Here is a 14,296-nt window from a genome sequence, read left to right as displayed (position 1 = left end):
ATCAGTAGAACTTCTTGAGGTCCATGCCGGCGTAAAGCTGGCCAACCTGGGCTTCGTAGCCGTTGAACATCAGCGTCTTGCGCTTCTTGGCAAACAAGCCGTCTTCGCCAATGCGTCGCTCGGTCGCCTGGCTCCAGCGGGGGTGGTCCACATTGGGGTTCACGTTGGAATAGAACCCGTACTCCTGCTGGGCCGCCTTGTTCCAAGCGGTGCCTGGTTCCTTTTCGACAAAGCGGATCTTCACAATGCTCTTGGCGCTCTTGAAGCCGTACTTCCATGGCACCACCAGACGCACCGGTGCACCGTTCTGGTTGGGCAGCACCTCGCCGTACATGCCAAAGGCCAGCAAGGTCAGCGGGTGCATGGCTTCGTCCATGCGCAGGCCTTCCACATAAGGCCAGTCCAGCACGCGCGAGCCGACGAATGGCATGGTGGCCTTGTCGGCCAGGGTCACGAACTCGACGTACTTGGCGCTGCCCTGGGGCTCCACCCGCTTGATCAGCTCGGCCAGCGAGTACCCCACCCACGGGATGACCATGGACCAGCCCTCCACGCACCGCAAGCGATAGATGCGCTCTTCCTGCGCGCTGAGTTTGATCAGGTCTTCAATGCCGTATTTGCCGGGCTTCTTGACCAGGCCCTCGACCTCCACAGTCCACGGACTGGTCTTGAGGGTGTGCGCATTGCGGGCGGGGTCGGCCTTGTCGGTGCCAAATTCGTAGAAGTTGTTGTAGGTGCTCGCGTCCTTGTAGTCCGTGAGCTTCTCCATGGAAACCGCACCTGCCACCGCCGACTTGGCGCCCGCCAGAGGCGCCAGCTTGCCGGGACGCGTGACTGCCACCTGCTGCGCCAGGGCCTCACGGCCCGCCCAGGCCGCCATTGCCGCACCTGCGGCGCCACCCGCCATCAGCTTGAGCATCTGGCGGCGGTCTTCGTAGACCGAGCGGGGGGTGATTTCGGAGGAATGTGGGTGGTGAAAACCCGAATCGCGCGAGGGGATCAGCATGGTGGCTCCGGTCATGTGGGGTAAGACAGCTGCAGCGGTAGAGCAGAACAACTGTTAGTTCGTTCCCTGGACCGCTCAGGTTACACCGAAGACGCAATAGTTGTTGCGCGCCACCGAATGCCCGACATGCCTGCCGCGCCTGCCAACCATCTCGCGGGGAGTCGTTAGCAGGCCTTGAATCATCACAGCGTGCCGTAGCTGTGCAGGCCGCTCAGGAACATATTGACGCCCAGGAACGCGAACGTTGTCACCGCCAGGCCAACCAGCGCCCACCAGGCGGACACGGTACCGCGCAACCCCTTCATGAGCCGCATGTGCAGCCACGCCGCGTAGTTGAGCCAGACGATCAGCGCCCAGGTCTCCTTCGGATCCCAGCTCCAGTAGCCGCCCCAGGCCTCGGCGGCCCATAGCGCGCCGAGCACCGTGGCGATGGTGAAGAACGCAAAGCCCACCGCAATGGACTTGTACATCACGTCATCCAGAATCTCGAACGAGGGCAGACGCGCCGCGATGCGCTTGCGCCCCAGCAGGATGCCCGCAACGATCAGCGCAGAAATGCCGAAGTACACCATCCAGTAGCTGCCGCCATTCTCCGTCGCCCCCTGGCGGAACACGATGGGCTCGAAACACAGCACCACGCCCAGCAGCCACAGCGGCGCCAGCTTGTACCAACGGGTTTCGGTGGCCTGCTGCTTGATCAGGTAGGCAAACGCCACCATGGCCGACAGCGCAAACGTGCCGTAACCGATGAAGTTGGCGGGCACATGCAGCTTCATCCACCAGCTCTTGAGCGCAGGGACCAGCGGCTGGATCTCATGCGCTTCGCGCACCACGGTGTACCAGAGCAGGAAGCCCACCGCCGCGCTCACCACCAGCATCACGAAGCCGCCCAGGGCGCGCGTGTCGTACTGCTCTTCGTAGTACAGGTAGAACGCCGCTGTCATCCAGCAGAACAGCACGAACACTTCGTAGAGGTTGCTCACCGGGATGTGGCCGATGTCCGGGCCGATCAGGTAACTTTCGTACCAGCGCACCAGGGTGCCAATGAGCGCCATGGCCACCGCCACCCACGTAATGCGCGAGCCCAGCATGCTCATGGTCTTGCCTTCGCCACGTGCAAACATCCCCACCCAGTAAAACGCCGTGCTGATGAAAAACAGCATGCTCATCCACAGGATGGCCGACTGGCTGGACAGGAAATACTTGAGGCCGAACACCGTGTCGGCCCGCGTCAGGCTGCCTGCCCCATCTTGCTGGTACAGGCCAATGGCCATGAGCGCCACGGCCGCCACCACCAGCATCAGAACGCGCAGCGGGCGCCAGAACCAGCCCAGCCAGATGGTGCTCGGAATGGCGCCCAGCAAAATGCCTTTTTCGTAGACATCCATGAAGGCCCCGTAGCGCTGCAGCGCATACAACGCCCCCACGGCCACGATGGCGGCAAACAGCCAGTCAAACCAGTTGCGGCGAGCGAAGAACCCCTCGTTCAGGGTGATCGTGGTGACGGTCGAGGAAGAAGTCGCGGTATTCATGCGGTGCCTTCGCGGGGCGATGCCCCGATCAGTTTCTGTGCGAGCTGGACAAACTCCTGGTCGCCATCCATGGTCTTGCGGTTGGTGGACAGGGCCATGGTGGCGTGGGTGCGGCCATCCTGCGGCGCCACCCAGACCCACACGCGCCGCTCGCGCACGTAGAGCATGGCAAAAACGCCCAGGATCAGCAAGGCGCAGCCCAGATAGACAACATTCTTGCCAGGGGCTCGCGCCACCTGGAACACGCTGGCCTGGACCTGGGTGAAGTCCGTGAGTTCAAACGCCAGGGGTGCAGGGTAGATCTGCGCATCGCTGAGCGAGAGCACGGCCTGCGTCATGAAACCCCGGGTCTGCTCGTCCTGCGGCAATGGCGGAAGCCCCTCGCGCTGGCGCGACAGCTGGGCCAGCTCGAACAACGTGCCATTCAGAATGCGCACCAGGACCTCGCCTGCGCGCGCGCGCTCGGCCTCGGGCACATTGGCTTCCATGAAGTCCGACACGGCCTGCAGCCCGCCCGTGGGCTTGCCATCGACCATGCCCCGCCCAGCAAAGAGCGCCAGCGCACGCACGGCAGACTGCTGCAGCTGCTCGGCCAGGTCGGGGCGCGACGCGTCCATGGCCTGAGACACATAGCGGCGCACCGCATGCTCCCGGGCTTGCGGATCGGCCAGGGCAGCCTTCATGCGCATGAAACCATCCATACTGCCCTTGTCATCGGCCGGCACCCGCAGGTAGCGGAAGGGCTCTGCCGGAGACTCGCGCACACCGAGCAGGAACACCGGCACGCCGTCGCCCGTGTCCACCGGCAGCATGTAGTTATGGAACTCGCGGGCCTGGCCAGCCGCATCACGCAGCTTATAGCTCACGCTGGGGCCCACATTGCGCAGTTCTTTTTTGGTGACGGTCTTGTTGGCTGCCCCCAGGCGCGACTCCACCGATTCGCGCAGGTCCACCTTGCGCACGTCTGCGCCGCTGGCGCCAGGGCCAGCCCCACCAAAATTCTCGACGTTGATGGTGCGCAGCGCCGTGAACTCCAGCGTCAGCGTGTCGCTACCGGAGCCGCCGCCCTTGTTGGTGAGCTGGGTGGAGTTGCCCACCACACCCTCGACGTCGAATGCCTTGGCGCCTGCCACCATGGGCACGGCACGCAGCTTGAGGTGCGAGCCGCCGTCGTCAAAACTCGACTGATAGATCTCGATGCCCTTGTAGCTCGCCGGGTGGTTCACCTCGACGCGCGCGGGTGTCTTCTCGCCCGTGGCCTTGTCGTGGATGATGATCTCGCTGGCGAACAGCTTGGGCATGCCGGTGGAGTAGTGCTCCACGATGAACTTCTTGAGCTCGATCGCCAACGGCAGGTCCTGCAGCAACACCCCGTCGGACTGGCTCAGGATGGCGGTGCTCGACTGTGTGCCCTCGGCCACGAGCAGGTTGCCCCGGAAGGTGGGGTTGCGCTCGGAGAGTCGGTGCTCGGGCTTCACATCGGCGATCAGCCCGCCCCCGGTATAGACCGACTTGCCACCCAGCAGCATCTGCGCGCGCACGATGAGGTCGCCATCCAGCAGGCCGCCCACACACACCAGCACGATGGCGCTGTGCGCTGCGATGTAGCCAATCTTGTTGGCGGCGCCGGCCTTGGCCGCCACCATCCAGCCGGTGCCTGGACCAGCGGCCGTGTCGCGCTGCTGCAGGCGCACCTTCCACCCGCCACCGGCCAGCAGTGTGCCAACACGGCGTGCCTCGGCCTCGGCCGATTCGGGCAGATCGGCCTGTGCCTTGTGGTGGAACGCCTTGAGGCTCTGCTCGCGGATGTTTTCTTTGTAGGCCTTGAGGTCCACCAGGATCTTGGGCGTGTTGCGGGCAATGCACAGCGAGGTACTGATCACCAGGAACGCCAGGATCAGCAGAAACCACCAGGCGCTGTACACCGCGTTGAGCTGGATGGCGCCGAACAACTCGGCCCAGAACGGACCGAACTGGTTGACGTAGTTGGCCGCCGGTTCGTGCTGCTTGAGCACCGTGCCGATGACCGAGGCGATGCAGATCACCGTCAGCAGCGAGATGGCAAAGCGCATCGAAGACAGCAGCTCGACCCCGGCGCGCAGGGCCTGGGAGCCGGACTTCATGCGAAGGCCCTGGGTGTTGTCGGACATGGGTGGGAGCGGTGTCTGCGAAGCGCGAAAGAAAAAGGGCGGGACCATCGCTGCGATGGACCCGCCCTTTTTGGGGTTGTTATTGGCGGTAGGTTCCGTGCCGCCCGGTCAATCAGGCCGGGTCATGACAAATATCAAGCAATCAATCAGCGCAGGCCGGCGATGTAGTCCGCCACGGCCTTGATTTCCTTGTCATTGAGCTTGGCAGCCACCTGGGTCATCTGGATGCTGTTGGCACGCGAGCCGTCGCGGAACATGTTCAGCTGCGACACCGTGTAGTCGGCGTGCTGGCCCGACAGGCGGGGGTATTGCGCAGGGATGCCAGCGCCATTGGGGCTGTGGCAGCCAGCGCAAGCGGCGATCTGGCGGTCGGCAATGCCGCCACGGTAGATGCGTTCACCCATGGCCACCAGGTCCTTGTCCTTGGCAAAGCCGGCCTTGGCGGGCTTGGACGTGAGCCAGTACGCGATGTTGCGCATGTCGTCATCCGACAAGGCCGTGGCAAAGCCCTTCATGATGGCGTTGTTGCGCTTGCCGGACTTGAATTCCTGCAGTTGCTTGACCAAGTATTCGGGGTGTTGCTGCGACAGCTTGGGGTTGGCCGCGATGGCCGAGTTGCCGTCTGCGCCGTGGCAGGCCGCACACACCGCAGTGAAGCTGGCCTCGCCCTTGACGAGATCCGGCTTGGCCGCTTTGGGTGCATCACCCGCTGCAAAGGCCGAAAAAACAGGTGCTGCCAGTGCGGCAGCCGTCAGCAATGAGGCGAGCAACTTCATATCGAGGGTGTGTGTTTATGTGCGCAAAACCTCGCGATTCTACAATGATGGTTCTTTCTCTCCCAACTCCCCATGACGACACCCCCCTCTGCGCCAGTTGCTGGCTCTCTCCCGCCCGCACCTGACGCCAAAATCGCCATGGGCTGGATGCACACCGCCAGGTTCCTCACCACGGCGGCGCAGCTGCACCACCTGCCGCCCATCGACGTGCCCGAAATCGCTTTCGTGGGCCGTTCCAACGCGGGCAAATCCACCTGCATCAACACCCTCACCCAGCAAAAGCAGCTGGCATTTGCCTCCAAGAAGCCGGGGCGTACCCAGCACATCAACCTGTTCTCGCTGGGCAAACAAGGGGTGATGGACGCCGTGCTGGCCGACTTGCCCGGCTATGGCTATGCCGCCGTGTCGCGCTCGGACAAGGTGCGCTGGCAGCAGGTGATGGTGAATTACCTGGTCAGCCGCCCCGGCCTCACGGGCATCGTGCTGCTGTGCGACCCCCGCCTGGGCCTGACCGAGCTGGACGAGGCGCTGCTCGAAGTGGTGCGTCCCCGGGTCGAGGAAGGTCTCAAGTTCCTCATCGTGCTGACCAAGGCCGACAAGCTCACGCGCGCCGAACAGGCCAAGGTGCTGTCGATTACGCGACTGCACGCGGGTGGCGGCGAGGTGAAGATGTTCTCGGCCCTCAAAAAGCAAGGGGTGGATGAAGTGGCCCAGCTGCTGTGGCAGTGGGCGCACCCGGTGAAGCCCCTCGCCGAAGAGCCCCCTGCGGCTGCGGACAGCAGCAGCCCCGCACAGCCTTCGCCCACCAGCGAATCCGAGCCCAACTAGCCGCAAGCGCAATCGTTTCATGCGCTAGCAGCTACAGAATGCATAGCGCCATGATCCAAGATTGCCCTGTTGACCTCCCCCACGGAATCACCCTGCACTGCCGCGTGAGCGGCATCCCCGGGCGCCCGGTGCTGTTGCTCCTGCACGGATTCCCCGAGGGGGCCTTCATCTGGGATGAACTGCTGCTGCACTTTGCCCGCCCCGAGAACGGCGGCTACCGCTGCGTGGCGCCCTACCTGCGCGGGTTTGGCCCTTCCAGCAGCCCGCAGGCTGTGGATGCGTACCGCGCCAAGCACCTGGTGCAGGACCTGGTCGCGCTGATCGCCCATGAATGCCCCGGCAGTGCGCTGGAATGCCTGGTGGCCCATGACTGGGGCGGCGCCGTGGCATGGAACCTGGCCAACCAGCAGCCACAGCTGATGAAGCGCCTGGCCATCATCAACTCGCCCCACCCCGGCGCCTTTGTGCGCGAGCTGTCGCACAACGCCGCCCAGCAGGCGGGCAGCCAGTACATGCATTTTTTGTGCAGGCCCGATGCCGAGGCCCTGCTGGCCGAAGACGACTTCCGCCGCCTGTTCGCCTTTTTCAACGCCCCGGATGGCACAGCCCCCGCATGGCTGACCGACGAGGTGCGCGCCCAGTACCGGGCCCTGTGGCAACAGGGGTTGCAGGGTGCCTGCAACTACTACCGGGCCAGCCCCATCCGCCCGCCGCGCGAGGGCGACCCCGGCGCCCAGGCCATCACCCTGCCCGAGTCGATGTTGACGGTGGACGTGCCCACGCTCGTGCTCTGGGGCATGGACGACCCCGCCCTGCTGCCCGGCTTGCTGGACGGCCTGCCCGGCTGGATCCCCCGGCTGCAGGTGCAGCAGGTGGAGCAGGCATCGCACTGGGTCGTGCACGAGCACCCCGAGCGCGTGGCCATGGAACTGCAGCGTTTTTTGCTATCTAAAAAATAGCTATCAGCGCATGATGCACTAGCGCTTCAGGCCATTTTTGCTGATATTTCAGCGTGAATACACCGAGGGCTCGCCCTCCGGGCGGGTCTTGAAGCGCTTGTGCACCCAGTAGTACTGCTCGGGCATGGTGTCGATCACGGCCTGCAGCTCGCGGTTCATACGGGCCGTGTCGGCCTCAGCGTCGTCGGTGGGGTAGTTGGCCCAAGCGGGCGAAACCTCGGCCACGTACCCGGTGGGCGTCATGCGCGAATACACCCCCACCACCTTGGCGCGACCCAGTCGCGCAAACCGCGACAGCGACGGAATAGTGGCTGCCGTCACGCCATAGAACGGCACAAACACCGAATCATTGCGGCCGTAGTCCATGTCGGGCAGCAGGTACAGCAAGCCACCCTTGCGCAGGTTGGCGATGATGGGTTTGACGCCGTCCGAACGGTTGAGCATGCGCACATCGCCAAACCGCTGGCGCCCCGCCATGAACCAGGCATCCACCGCCGGATCAGGGTGGGTGGCAAAGATGGACGTGAACGCACGGCCGCTGCGCAGCGGCAAGGCCAGGCCACCCGCGTCCATGCCGTAGAAATGCGGCGCAAACAAGATGGTGGGCGTGTCGCCCTCCAGCTCGTGCACGGCCCCCGTCAAACGCACGCGCTGCTCCACCACCGAACGCGGCGCGGCCCACAGCCAGCTGCGGTCCAGCCAGGTCTGGCAGAACGCGACAAAGCTGGCCCGCGCCACGGCACGGCGGCGCGCTTCGGTCCAGTCAGGAAAACACAGCGCCAGATTGCGCAACGCCACCCTGCGGCGGGGCGCCACCAGCACAAAGGCCACTTGCCCCAGCAGCCAGCCCATGCCGCGCAACACCGGCAGCGGCAGCAGCGCCAGCACCCGCATGAACCACACCCCCAAACGCCCTGCGAGGCCCTTCATGCGGCGCCTCCGGCGGCAGGTTCGACCGGAGCAGCCTCGCCACGCGGCTGCTTGTAGCGGCCATAGCCCCACAGATATTGCTCGGGGCATTGGCGAATGAGGTGTTCCATGGCTTGGTTGATTTGCAGCACGGCCTGGTCCATCTCGTCGGACAGCGGCTGGGGCAAGGGCTCGAAATGCGTGACGTAGCCACGCCCCCAAGACAGGCGCTCGCAACGCGCCAGCACCACGGTCGCGCCGGTCTGTTGCGCCAGGCGCACGGCCAGGGTCATGGTGTAGGCGTCGCGCCCAAAAAAAGGTGCCCACTGGCCCTGCCCCTCGGGCGGCACCTGGTCGGGCAGCAGGCCCACGGCCTCGCCCCGGCGCAGGGCCTTGATCATCTGACGCACACCCGCCAGCGTGGTGGGCACGGCCAGCATGCCGGGGCGGTTGCGTGCGGTCTCCATCACCTTGGCCAGCCAAGCCTGGCGTGCCGGGCGGTACAACACCGTGATGGGGCCACGCTCCGCGCTCCAGCGGCGTGCAGCGGCCTGTGCCGACAGTTCAAAACACCCCTGGTGCGGGGTCAGAAACACGATGCCGCGACCGGCTGCATAGGCCTGCTCCACACAGGCTTCGCCCGTGAGTGCGCAGGGCATGGTCGCGCCCATCCACAGGCGTGGCAGCTCGGCCACCATGCGGCCCGCATGGGCCACGGCGGCGCGCACATCGCCAAACGCATAGCCCGCCAGCGCTGAGTTGGCGAGAAACCGGCGCCGGTAGGTGGGAGACGCCACAAACGCCACCCAACCCATGGCCGCGCCCATGATGTGCAGCAACCACAGTGGAAATACGGAAAAGAATCGAAAGACGACTGGCATTAAAATAATGGGGTCGCTGAGTTAAATGAGCAACTTGCAGGGCGACGTTAAAAAAATCTGCTAAAGCGTTCGCCAGATCTCCTTCGGGGTGAGGGCAACGCCCCAAATGCCGGAACACAGGAGTTTATTCAAATGGCGAACGACTTTCTCTTTACCTCGGAATCCGTCTCCGAAGGCCACCCCGACAAGGTGGCCGACCAGATCTCGGACGCGATTCTCGATGCAATCTTCAAACAGGACCCCCGCAGCCGCGTCGCCGCTGAAACGCTGACCAACACCGGCCTCGTGGTGCTGGCGGGCGAGATCACCACCAACGCGCATGTGGACTACATCCAAGTGGCGCGCGACACCATCAAGCGCATCGGCTACGACAACACCGACTACGGCATCGACTACAAGGGTTGCGCCGTGCTCGTGGCGTACGACAAGCAGTCCAACGACATCGCCCAGGGCGTGGACCACGCGTCCGACGACCACCTGAACACCGGCGCTGGCGACCAGGGCCTGATGTTCGGCTACGCCTGCGACGAGACGCCCGAGCTGATGCCCGCGCCCATCTATTACGCGCACCGCCTCGTCGAGCGCCAGGCCCAGCTGCGCAAGGACGGCCGCCTGCCCTTCCTGCGCCCTGACGCCAAGTCGCAAGTGACGATGCGCTATGTGGACGGCAAGCCCCACAGCATCGACACCGTGGTGCTCTCCACCCAGCACCACCCCGACCAGAGCGAAACGCAAACCAAGATGAAGGCCTCGTTCACCGAAGCCATCATTGAAGAGATCATCAAGCCTGTGCTGCCCAAGGAATGGCTGCAGAACACCCGCTACCTGATCAACCCCACGGGCCGCTTTGTCATCGGCGGCCCGCAAGGCGACTGCGGCCTGACGGGCCGCAAGATCATCGTGGACACCTACGGTGGTGCCTGCCCCCACGGCGGCGGGGCATTCAGCGGCAAAGACCCAACGAAGGTGGACCGCTCGGCCGCCTACGCCGCCCGCTACGTGGCAAAGAACATCGTGGCTGCCGGCCTGGCGCGCCAGTGCCAGATCCAGGTGGCCTACGCCATTGGCGTGGCCGAGCCGATGAACATCACCGTCTACACCGAAGGCACCGGCGTGGTGTCGGACGAGCGCTTGGCCGCCCTGGTCCGCGAGCACTTCGACCTGCGCCCCAAGGGCATCATCCAGATGCTGGACCTGCTGCGCCCCATCTACGAAAAGACGGCAGCCTACGGCCACTTCGGCCGCGAAGAACCCGAGTTCAGCTGGGAAAAGACGGACAAGGCTGCTGCGCTGCGCGCAGCGGCGGGCCTGTAAAGGCCCGGAGCGAAGCGAGCTTGTCCGGCTTTCGGCGCAGGCTCATATCGCGCAGCGATGTGAAGGGCCGCAAGGCCCGTGCCGCAGCCAACGTACGGGCAAGGCTGTAAAGCCCGCCGCGCGGCACGCGCGGCTTTCCGTACGTGGACGAAGCTCATATCGCGCCAGCGATGTGAGCGCAGGCCAAAAGACCATCAGAGCCGCTCCACTTCCCAAGCCGCAACGCCCCGCGTTGCGGCTTTTCTTTTGGCGCTTCACCACCACCCGCCAGCGGCGCTCTCCTACACCCGCCGCCCGCTTGCACTGACGGCGCACACCACAGCCCGCCGGTATCGTTCCTGCACACCCTTTCGCAGCCCCGCGCTGCCTCAACATCCACCGCAAGGAGCGACCACCATGCTGAAGTACGCCATCATTTTTGCCCTGATTTCCCTCGTGGCAGGGGCCCTGGGTTTCAGCGGTGTGGCCGCAGGTGCAGCGGGCATTGCCAAGGTGCTGTTTGTGCTGTTCCTGGTGGTTGCCGTGGTGTTTGTGGTGCTGGCGGCCATCGGGGTGGGCGCCGCGCGCAAGGTGCTCAAGTAGTCCTGCGCATCCTCTTCACTGCAATACAACACACAGCCCACCATGACCGATACCCCCACCATTTTTGAAGCCCTGCGCGAGAGCCACGAGCGCCAGCGCGCGTTGTACGGCGCACTGACCGACACCAGCGGCGACACGCCCGAGCGGCGTGACCTGTTCGATCAACTCAAGAAGGAACTCGCCGCCCACGCCCAGGCCGAGGACCGCCACTTCTATGTGCCGCTGATGGCACACGACGCAGGCATTGATCTGTCGCGCCACGCCATTTCAGAACACCACCAGATCGACGAACTGGTGGAGTCACTGGAAGCGACCGAGCCATCAAGCCCAACCTGGTTGCCGCTGGCCAAGAAGCTGGCCGAGAAGGTGGAACACCACCTGAAGGAAGAGGAGCACCGCTTCTTCCAGATGGCGGGCAAACTGCTGACAGAGAAGCAGAAAACCGCGCTGGCGGCAGACTACCGGGCGGACTATGAGGACGCCAAGGCCGCTACGGCCTGAAGCCCCTCGCCAACGCGAATCAGACGGCGTCTTCGGCCTGGATCACGCAGTTGCGGCCGCTGGACTTGGCCTTGTACAACGCTGTGTCCGCGCGCTTGATGAGCGCATGGCTGTCTTCCTTGTGGTCCCAGGTGGCTACGCCAAAGCTGGCACTGACATGACCCACGGCGTCGAATGGCACCCCTGCAATGCGCGCGCGCACGGCCTCCGCCATCGCCATGGCAGCGTCCACCGGGGTTTCCTTGAGCAGGATGATGAACTCCTCGCCCCCAAAACGCGCAGCGCAGTCGGACGACCGCAGCAACTCGCGCACACGCAGCGCGGTGCTCTTGAGCACCACATCGCCAGAGTCATGCCCAAAGGTATCGTTGATGCGTTTGAAAAAGTCGATGTCGAACATCACCACCGACAGACTCCCCTTCTTGATGCGGGTGTCGGCCATCTCAGTCTCCAGCCTCTCAAAAAAGCGCCGGCGGTTGACCAGGTCCGTCAGGAAGTCCTTGGTGGCCAAGTCTTCCAGCTTGCGGTTGAGCCGCGCCATGGGCTCGATCACCAGCGACGACAGCGACAGGTTGAGGCCCACGAACAGCAGCACAAAGCTGCCCACCAGCGCCGTCATCACGGTGTTGAAGGTCTGACGCGCCTTCTCCAGCGGGAAATACATGGGCACCTTCACCACCTGGATGCCGACCGTTTCGTTCATGCCCCAGCCAAAGCCGTTCTTGTCGCCATAGACCTTGAGCATGGTGGGTGGGGCCACGGCAGGCGTGCTGTGGCAGGCCATGCACTGCGGCTGCTTGATGGTGATGGGCCGGGCCACATACATGGCACGGTGCATGCCCTCGCCCACCTCGCCGGTCACTTCCTTCTTGAGGTCGGCGCGGCCTTCGCGAAAGTCGCTGATGATGCGCTCTTCCCACTCGTTGGCACGGTCGCGCAGGTTGGTCGGGTTGAGCACCGCCTCCTTGTATTCGTAACCGGGGAACCGGTTCTGCAGCCGGCGCAGGGTCTCCGTGGCGGCATAGGCGGGCACGGTCTGGGGCAGGAATTTTTCGGCCAGCGTCACGTCCAGGTGGGGCTTGACCAGCTCGGTGGTGTAGTCGCGGATGGCCATGGCGGCGTGCATCATGATCTGCGAGTTGTGCTGCACCTCCTCAATGGCAGACTGCTGCAGGAAGCGGTGCACATAGGCGCCCGCGCCCAGCACCGCCAGCAGCAGCACGCCCGCCAGCACCAGATTGAATTTGAGCCGCAACGACATGGATCTCCCTCGGTGGCCCGCGCACGGCGGGCCTGTTATTGGAGGTGCGGACACGCCATATCGGGCGCAGTCCCCCGGGTTCACACAGGTGGGCTTGCACGCCGCATCACGGGACCACAGCACGAAAAGGACGGATTCGCGCTACAGAAACTTTGCGCGCAGCGTGCAAGCGGCGCATTGTCGCCACGTTTGTACGGCCCGGTCCATCTCTTTTTTGCCACGCTGCCCTGCGCCCCCGCCCCATGCCCGGCATGAACCGCCGGGTCGCACAATAGCAACTTCAGAGGCGGGTGGCAGCGCCGCCCATCTGCCGCCGCCAGGGCGCCCTGCCACGATCATCCCCCCACCCACGACACTGGCTGGCGGTAAAATCACTACAAAAAAGATAGCTACCAGCATATATACATCCAGCGCGTACAGCCCCATTGCTTGCTCGACCTGCTCCAACGCCGACCCAATGCCCCGGTCAACCCCTGGCATGCGACGGCCACCGCGAGGACATGGGCGGCCCCCAAGCCAGCAACGCGAAGGGCCCTGAAGCGCACCACCAGCCGGAGACACATGGTCGACACCGCCATCTACATCGGACGTTTTGAGCCCGTCCACAGCGGCCACATGGCGCTATTGCAACGTGCACTGGACAGCGCCCCGCAGGTCATCGTGGTGATCGGCTCGGCGTGGCAGGCACGCTCGCCCAAGAACCCTTTCACCTGGCAAGAGCGCGAAGCCATGCTGCGCGCTGCCCTGGCCCCCGCAGACAGTGCCCGGGTGCAGGTGCTGCCCATGCGCGACTACTACAACGAAGCCGTGTGGGTGCAGGCGGTGCGCCGGGGCGTAGCGCGCCTCACTGCCCCGGGCGCACGCATCGGCGTGGTGGGCCACTTCAAGGATGCGACCAGCGGCTACCTCAGCGCCTTTCCAGGCTGGCAGCTCATTCACATAGACCGCCAGGGCCGCATCGACGCCACCGCCATCCGGGACGCGTACTTTGGCGCCACGCCTGCCACCGCGCGCGCCGCCGTGGCGCCGCTGGCCGCAGAGATTCCCGAGAGCACCATCGCCACGCTGGAGCACTTTGCGCAGACCCCACACTACCCCGCGCTGCAGGAGGAGTGGCGCATGCTGCGTGGTTACCGCCAGGCCTGGTCTGCTGCACCCTACCCGCCCGTGTTCGTGACGGTGGACGCCGTGCTTCGCTGCCAGGACCATGTGCTGCTGATCCGCCGCGCGCACGCACCCGGCAAGGGCCAGCTGGCCGTGCCCGGCGGCTTCATCGAGCAGCGAGAAACCGTGTGGCAGTCCTGCCTGCGCGAGCTGGTGGAAGAAACCCACTGCGACCTGCCCGAGGCCCGCATGCGCGCCGCGCTGCAGTCAGTGGCCGTGTTCGACCACCCCGACCGCAGCCAGCGCGGCCGCACCATCACGCATGCACACTACTTTGACCTGGGCGATGCGCCCTTCCCGGTGGTGCAGGCCGATGACGATGCAGCGCTGGTGCTGTGGAGCCGCATCGACCAGCTGGCAGGCCTGGAAGAGGAATTCTTCGAAGACCACTTCCACATGCTGGACCACTTTCTGGGGCTGACGAAGCTGGACT

Annotated in this window: 13 protein-coding genes; 6 read left to right on the top strand and 7 right to left on the bottom strand. The window is 64.7% G+C overall.

From position 1 onward, the window contains the following. Position 1 precedes the first annotated feature (1 nt). The 4 genes from msrP to ASD75_RS17875 all read right to left on the bottom strand — a co-directional run bounded on the left by msrP (position 2) and on the right by ASD75_RS17875 (position 5,464). Entirely contained in the window at positions 2 to 1,006 is a 1,005-nt protein-coding gene (msrP, locus tag ASD75_RS17890; protein WP_056062014.1) for a protein-methionine-sulfoxide reductase catalytic subunit MsrP, read from the bottom strand. Positions 1,007 to 1,188: 182 nt separating this feature from the next. Beyond that, positions 1,189 to 2,538 carry a c-type cytochrome biogenesis protein CcsB gene (gene ccsB / locus ASD75_RS17885; protein WP_056747238.1) on the bottom strand — a complete coding sequence of 450 codons (1,350 nt, stop codon included), beginning with the start codon at positions 2,536 to 2,538 and terminating at the stop codon, positions 1,189 to 1,191. Next, positions 2,535 to 4,688 carry a cytochrome c biogenesis protein ResB gene (locus ASD75_RS17880; RefSeq protein ID WP_056747237.1) on the bottom strand — a complete coding sequence of 718 codons (2,154 nt, stop codon included), beginning with the start codon at positions 4,686 to 4,688 and terminating at the stop codon, positions 2,535 to 2,537. Before ASD75_RS17880 ends, ccsB begins: the two co-directional genes overlap by 4 nt. 146 nt (positions 4,689 to 4,834) lie before the next feature. Further along, positions 4,835 to 5,464: a cytochrome c gene (locus tag ASD75_RS17875; RefSeq protein ID WP_015012649.1), complete on the bottom strand. Its 630-nt coding sequence runs from the start codon at positions 5,462 to 5,464 to the stop codon at positions 4,835 to 4,837. 72 nt (positions 5,465 to 5,536) lie between these two features. On the opposite strand from ASD75_RS17875, the gene yihA reads away from it, so the two are divergent. Together yihA and ASD75_RS17865 are read left to right on the top strand one after the other, a co-directional pair. Continuing rightward, on the top strand, positions 5,537 to 6,292 hold the full coding sequence (gene yihA / locus ASD75_RS17870; protein WP_056747236.1) for a ribosome biogenesis GTP-binding protein YihA/YsxC: 756 nt from the start codon (positions 5,537 to 5,539) through the stop codon (positions 6,290 to 6,292). A 50-nt stretch (positions 6,293 to 6,342) separates the two neighbouring features. Beyond that, the gene (locus tag ASD75_RS17865) at positions 6,343 to 7,251 is read left to right on the top strand and encodes an alpha/beta fold hydrolase (protein WP_056747235.1); all 909 of its coding nucleotides are present in this window, start codon (positions 6,343 to 6,345) and stop codon (positions 7,249 to 7,251) included. 48 nt (positions 7,252 to 7,299) lie between these two features. Here the strand turns inward: ASD75_RS17865 and ASD75_RS17860 are convergent, their stop codons facing one another. After that, positions 7,300 to 8,181, bottom strand: a complete 882-nt coding sequence (locus ASD75_RS17860) for a lysophospholipid acyltransferase family protein (RefSeq protein WP_056747234.1) — start codon at positions 8,179 to 8,181, stop codon at positions 7,300 to 7,302. Next, on the bottom strand, positions 8,178 to 9,041 hold the full coding sequence (locus tag ASD75_RS17855; RefSeq protein ID WP_056747233.1) for a lysophospholipid acyltransferase family protein: 864 nt from the start codon (positions 9,039 to 9,041) through the stop codon (positions 8,178 to 8,180). Before ASD75_RS17855 ends, ASD75_RS17860 begins: the two co-directional genes overlap by 4 nt. Before the next feature lie 132 nt (positions 9,042 to 9,173). On the opposite strand from ASD75_RS17855, the gene metK reads away from it, so the two are divergent. The 3 genes from metK (at position 9,174) to ASD75_RS17840 (ending at position 11,438) form a co-directional block, all read left to right on the top strand. Continuing rightward, positions 9,174 to 10,355: a methionine adenosyltransferase gene (gene metK, locus ASD75_RS17850; protein ID WP_056060126.1), complete on the top strand. Its 1,182-nt coding sequence runs from the start codon at positions 9,174 to 9,176 to the stop codon at positions 10,353 to 10,355. Positions 10,356 to 10,751: 396 nt separating this feature from the next. Further along, on the top strand, positions 10,752 to 10,937 hold the full coding sequence (locus tag ASD75_RS17845) for a DUF1328 family protein (RefSeq protein WP_056060124.1): 186 nt from the start codon (positions 10,752 to 10,754) through the stop codon (positions 10,935 to 10,937). A 42-nt stretch (positions 10,938 to 10,979) separates the two neighbouring features. Then, positions 10,980 to 11,438 carry a hemerythrin domain-containing protein gene (locus tag ASD75_RS17840; protein ID WP_056747232.1) on the top strand — a complete coding sequence of 153 codons (459 nt, stop codon included), beginning with the start codon at positions 10,980 to 10,982 and terminating at the stop codon, positions 11,436 to 11,438. A 19-nt stretch (positions 11,439 to 11,457) separates the two neighbouring features. Here ASD75_RS17840 and ASD75_RS17835 read toward each other — a convergent pair whose 3' ends face one another. Continuing rightward, positions 11,458 to 12,699, bottom strand: coding sequence for a diguanylate cyclase (locus ASD75_RS17835; RefSeq protein WP_056747231.1), 1,242 nt, complete (start codon positions 12,697 to 12,699; stop codon positions 11,458 to 11,460). Positions 12,700 to 13,260: 561 nt separating this feature from the next. Here ASD75_RS17835 and ASD75_RS17830 point away from each other — a divergent pair. Further along, positions 13,261 to 14,296 (top strand): bifunctional nicotinamide-nucleotide adenylyltransferase/Nudix hydroxylase (locus ASD75_RS17830; RefSeq protein ID WP_056747230.1); only part of this gene is annotated, 1,036 nt, incomplete at its 3' end.

Source organism: Acidovorax sp. Root568 (assembly GCF_001427445.1).
In the GTDB taxonomy this organism is placed as follows: Bacteria; Pseudomonadota; Gammaproteobacteria; order Burkholderiales; family Burkholderiaceae_C; genus Acidovorax; species Acidovorax delafieldii.
The sequence above is the reverse complement of the archived record's forward strand: the minus strand, read 5'-3'. Positions and strand labels throughout refer to the sequence as shown.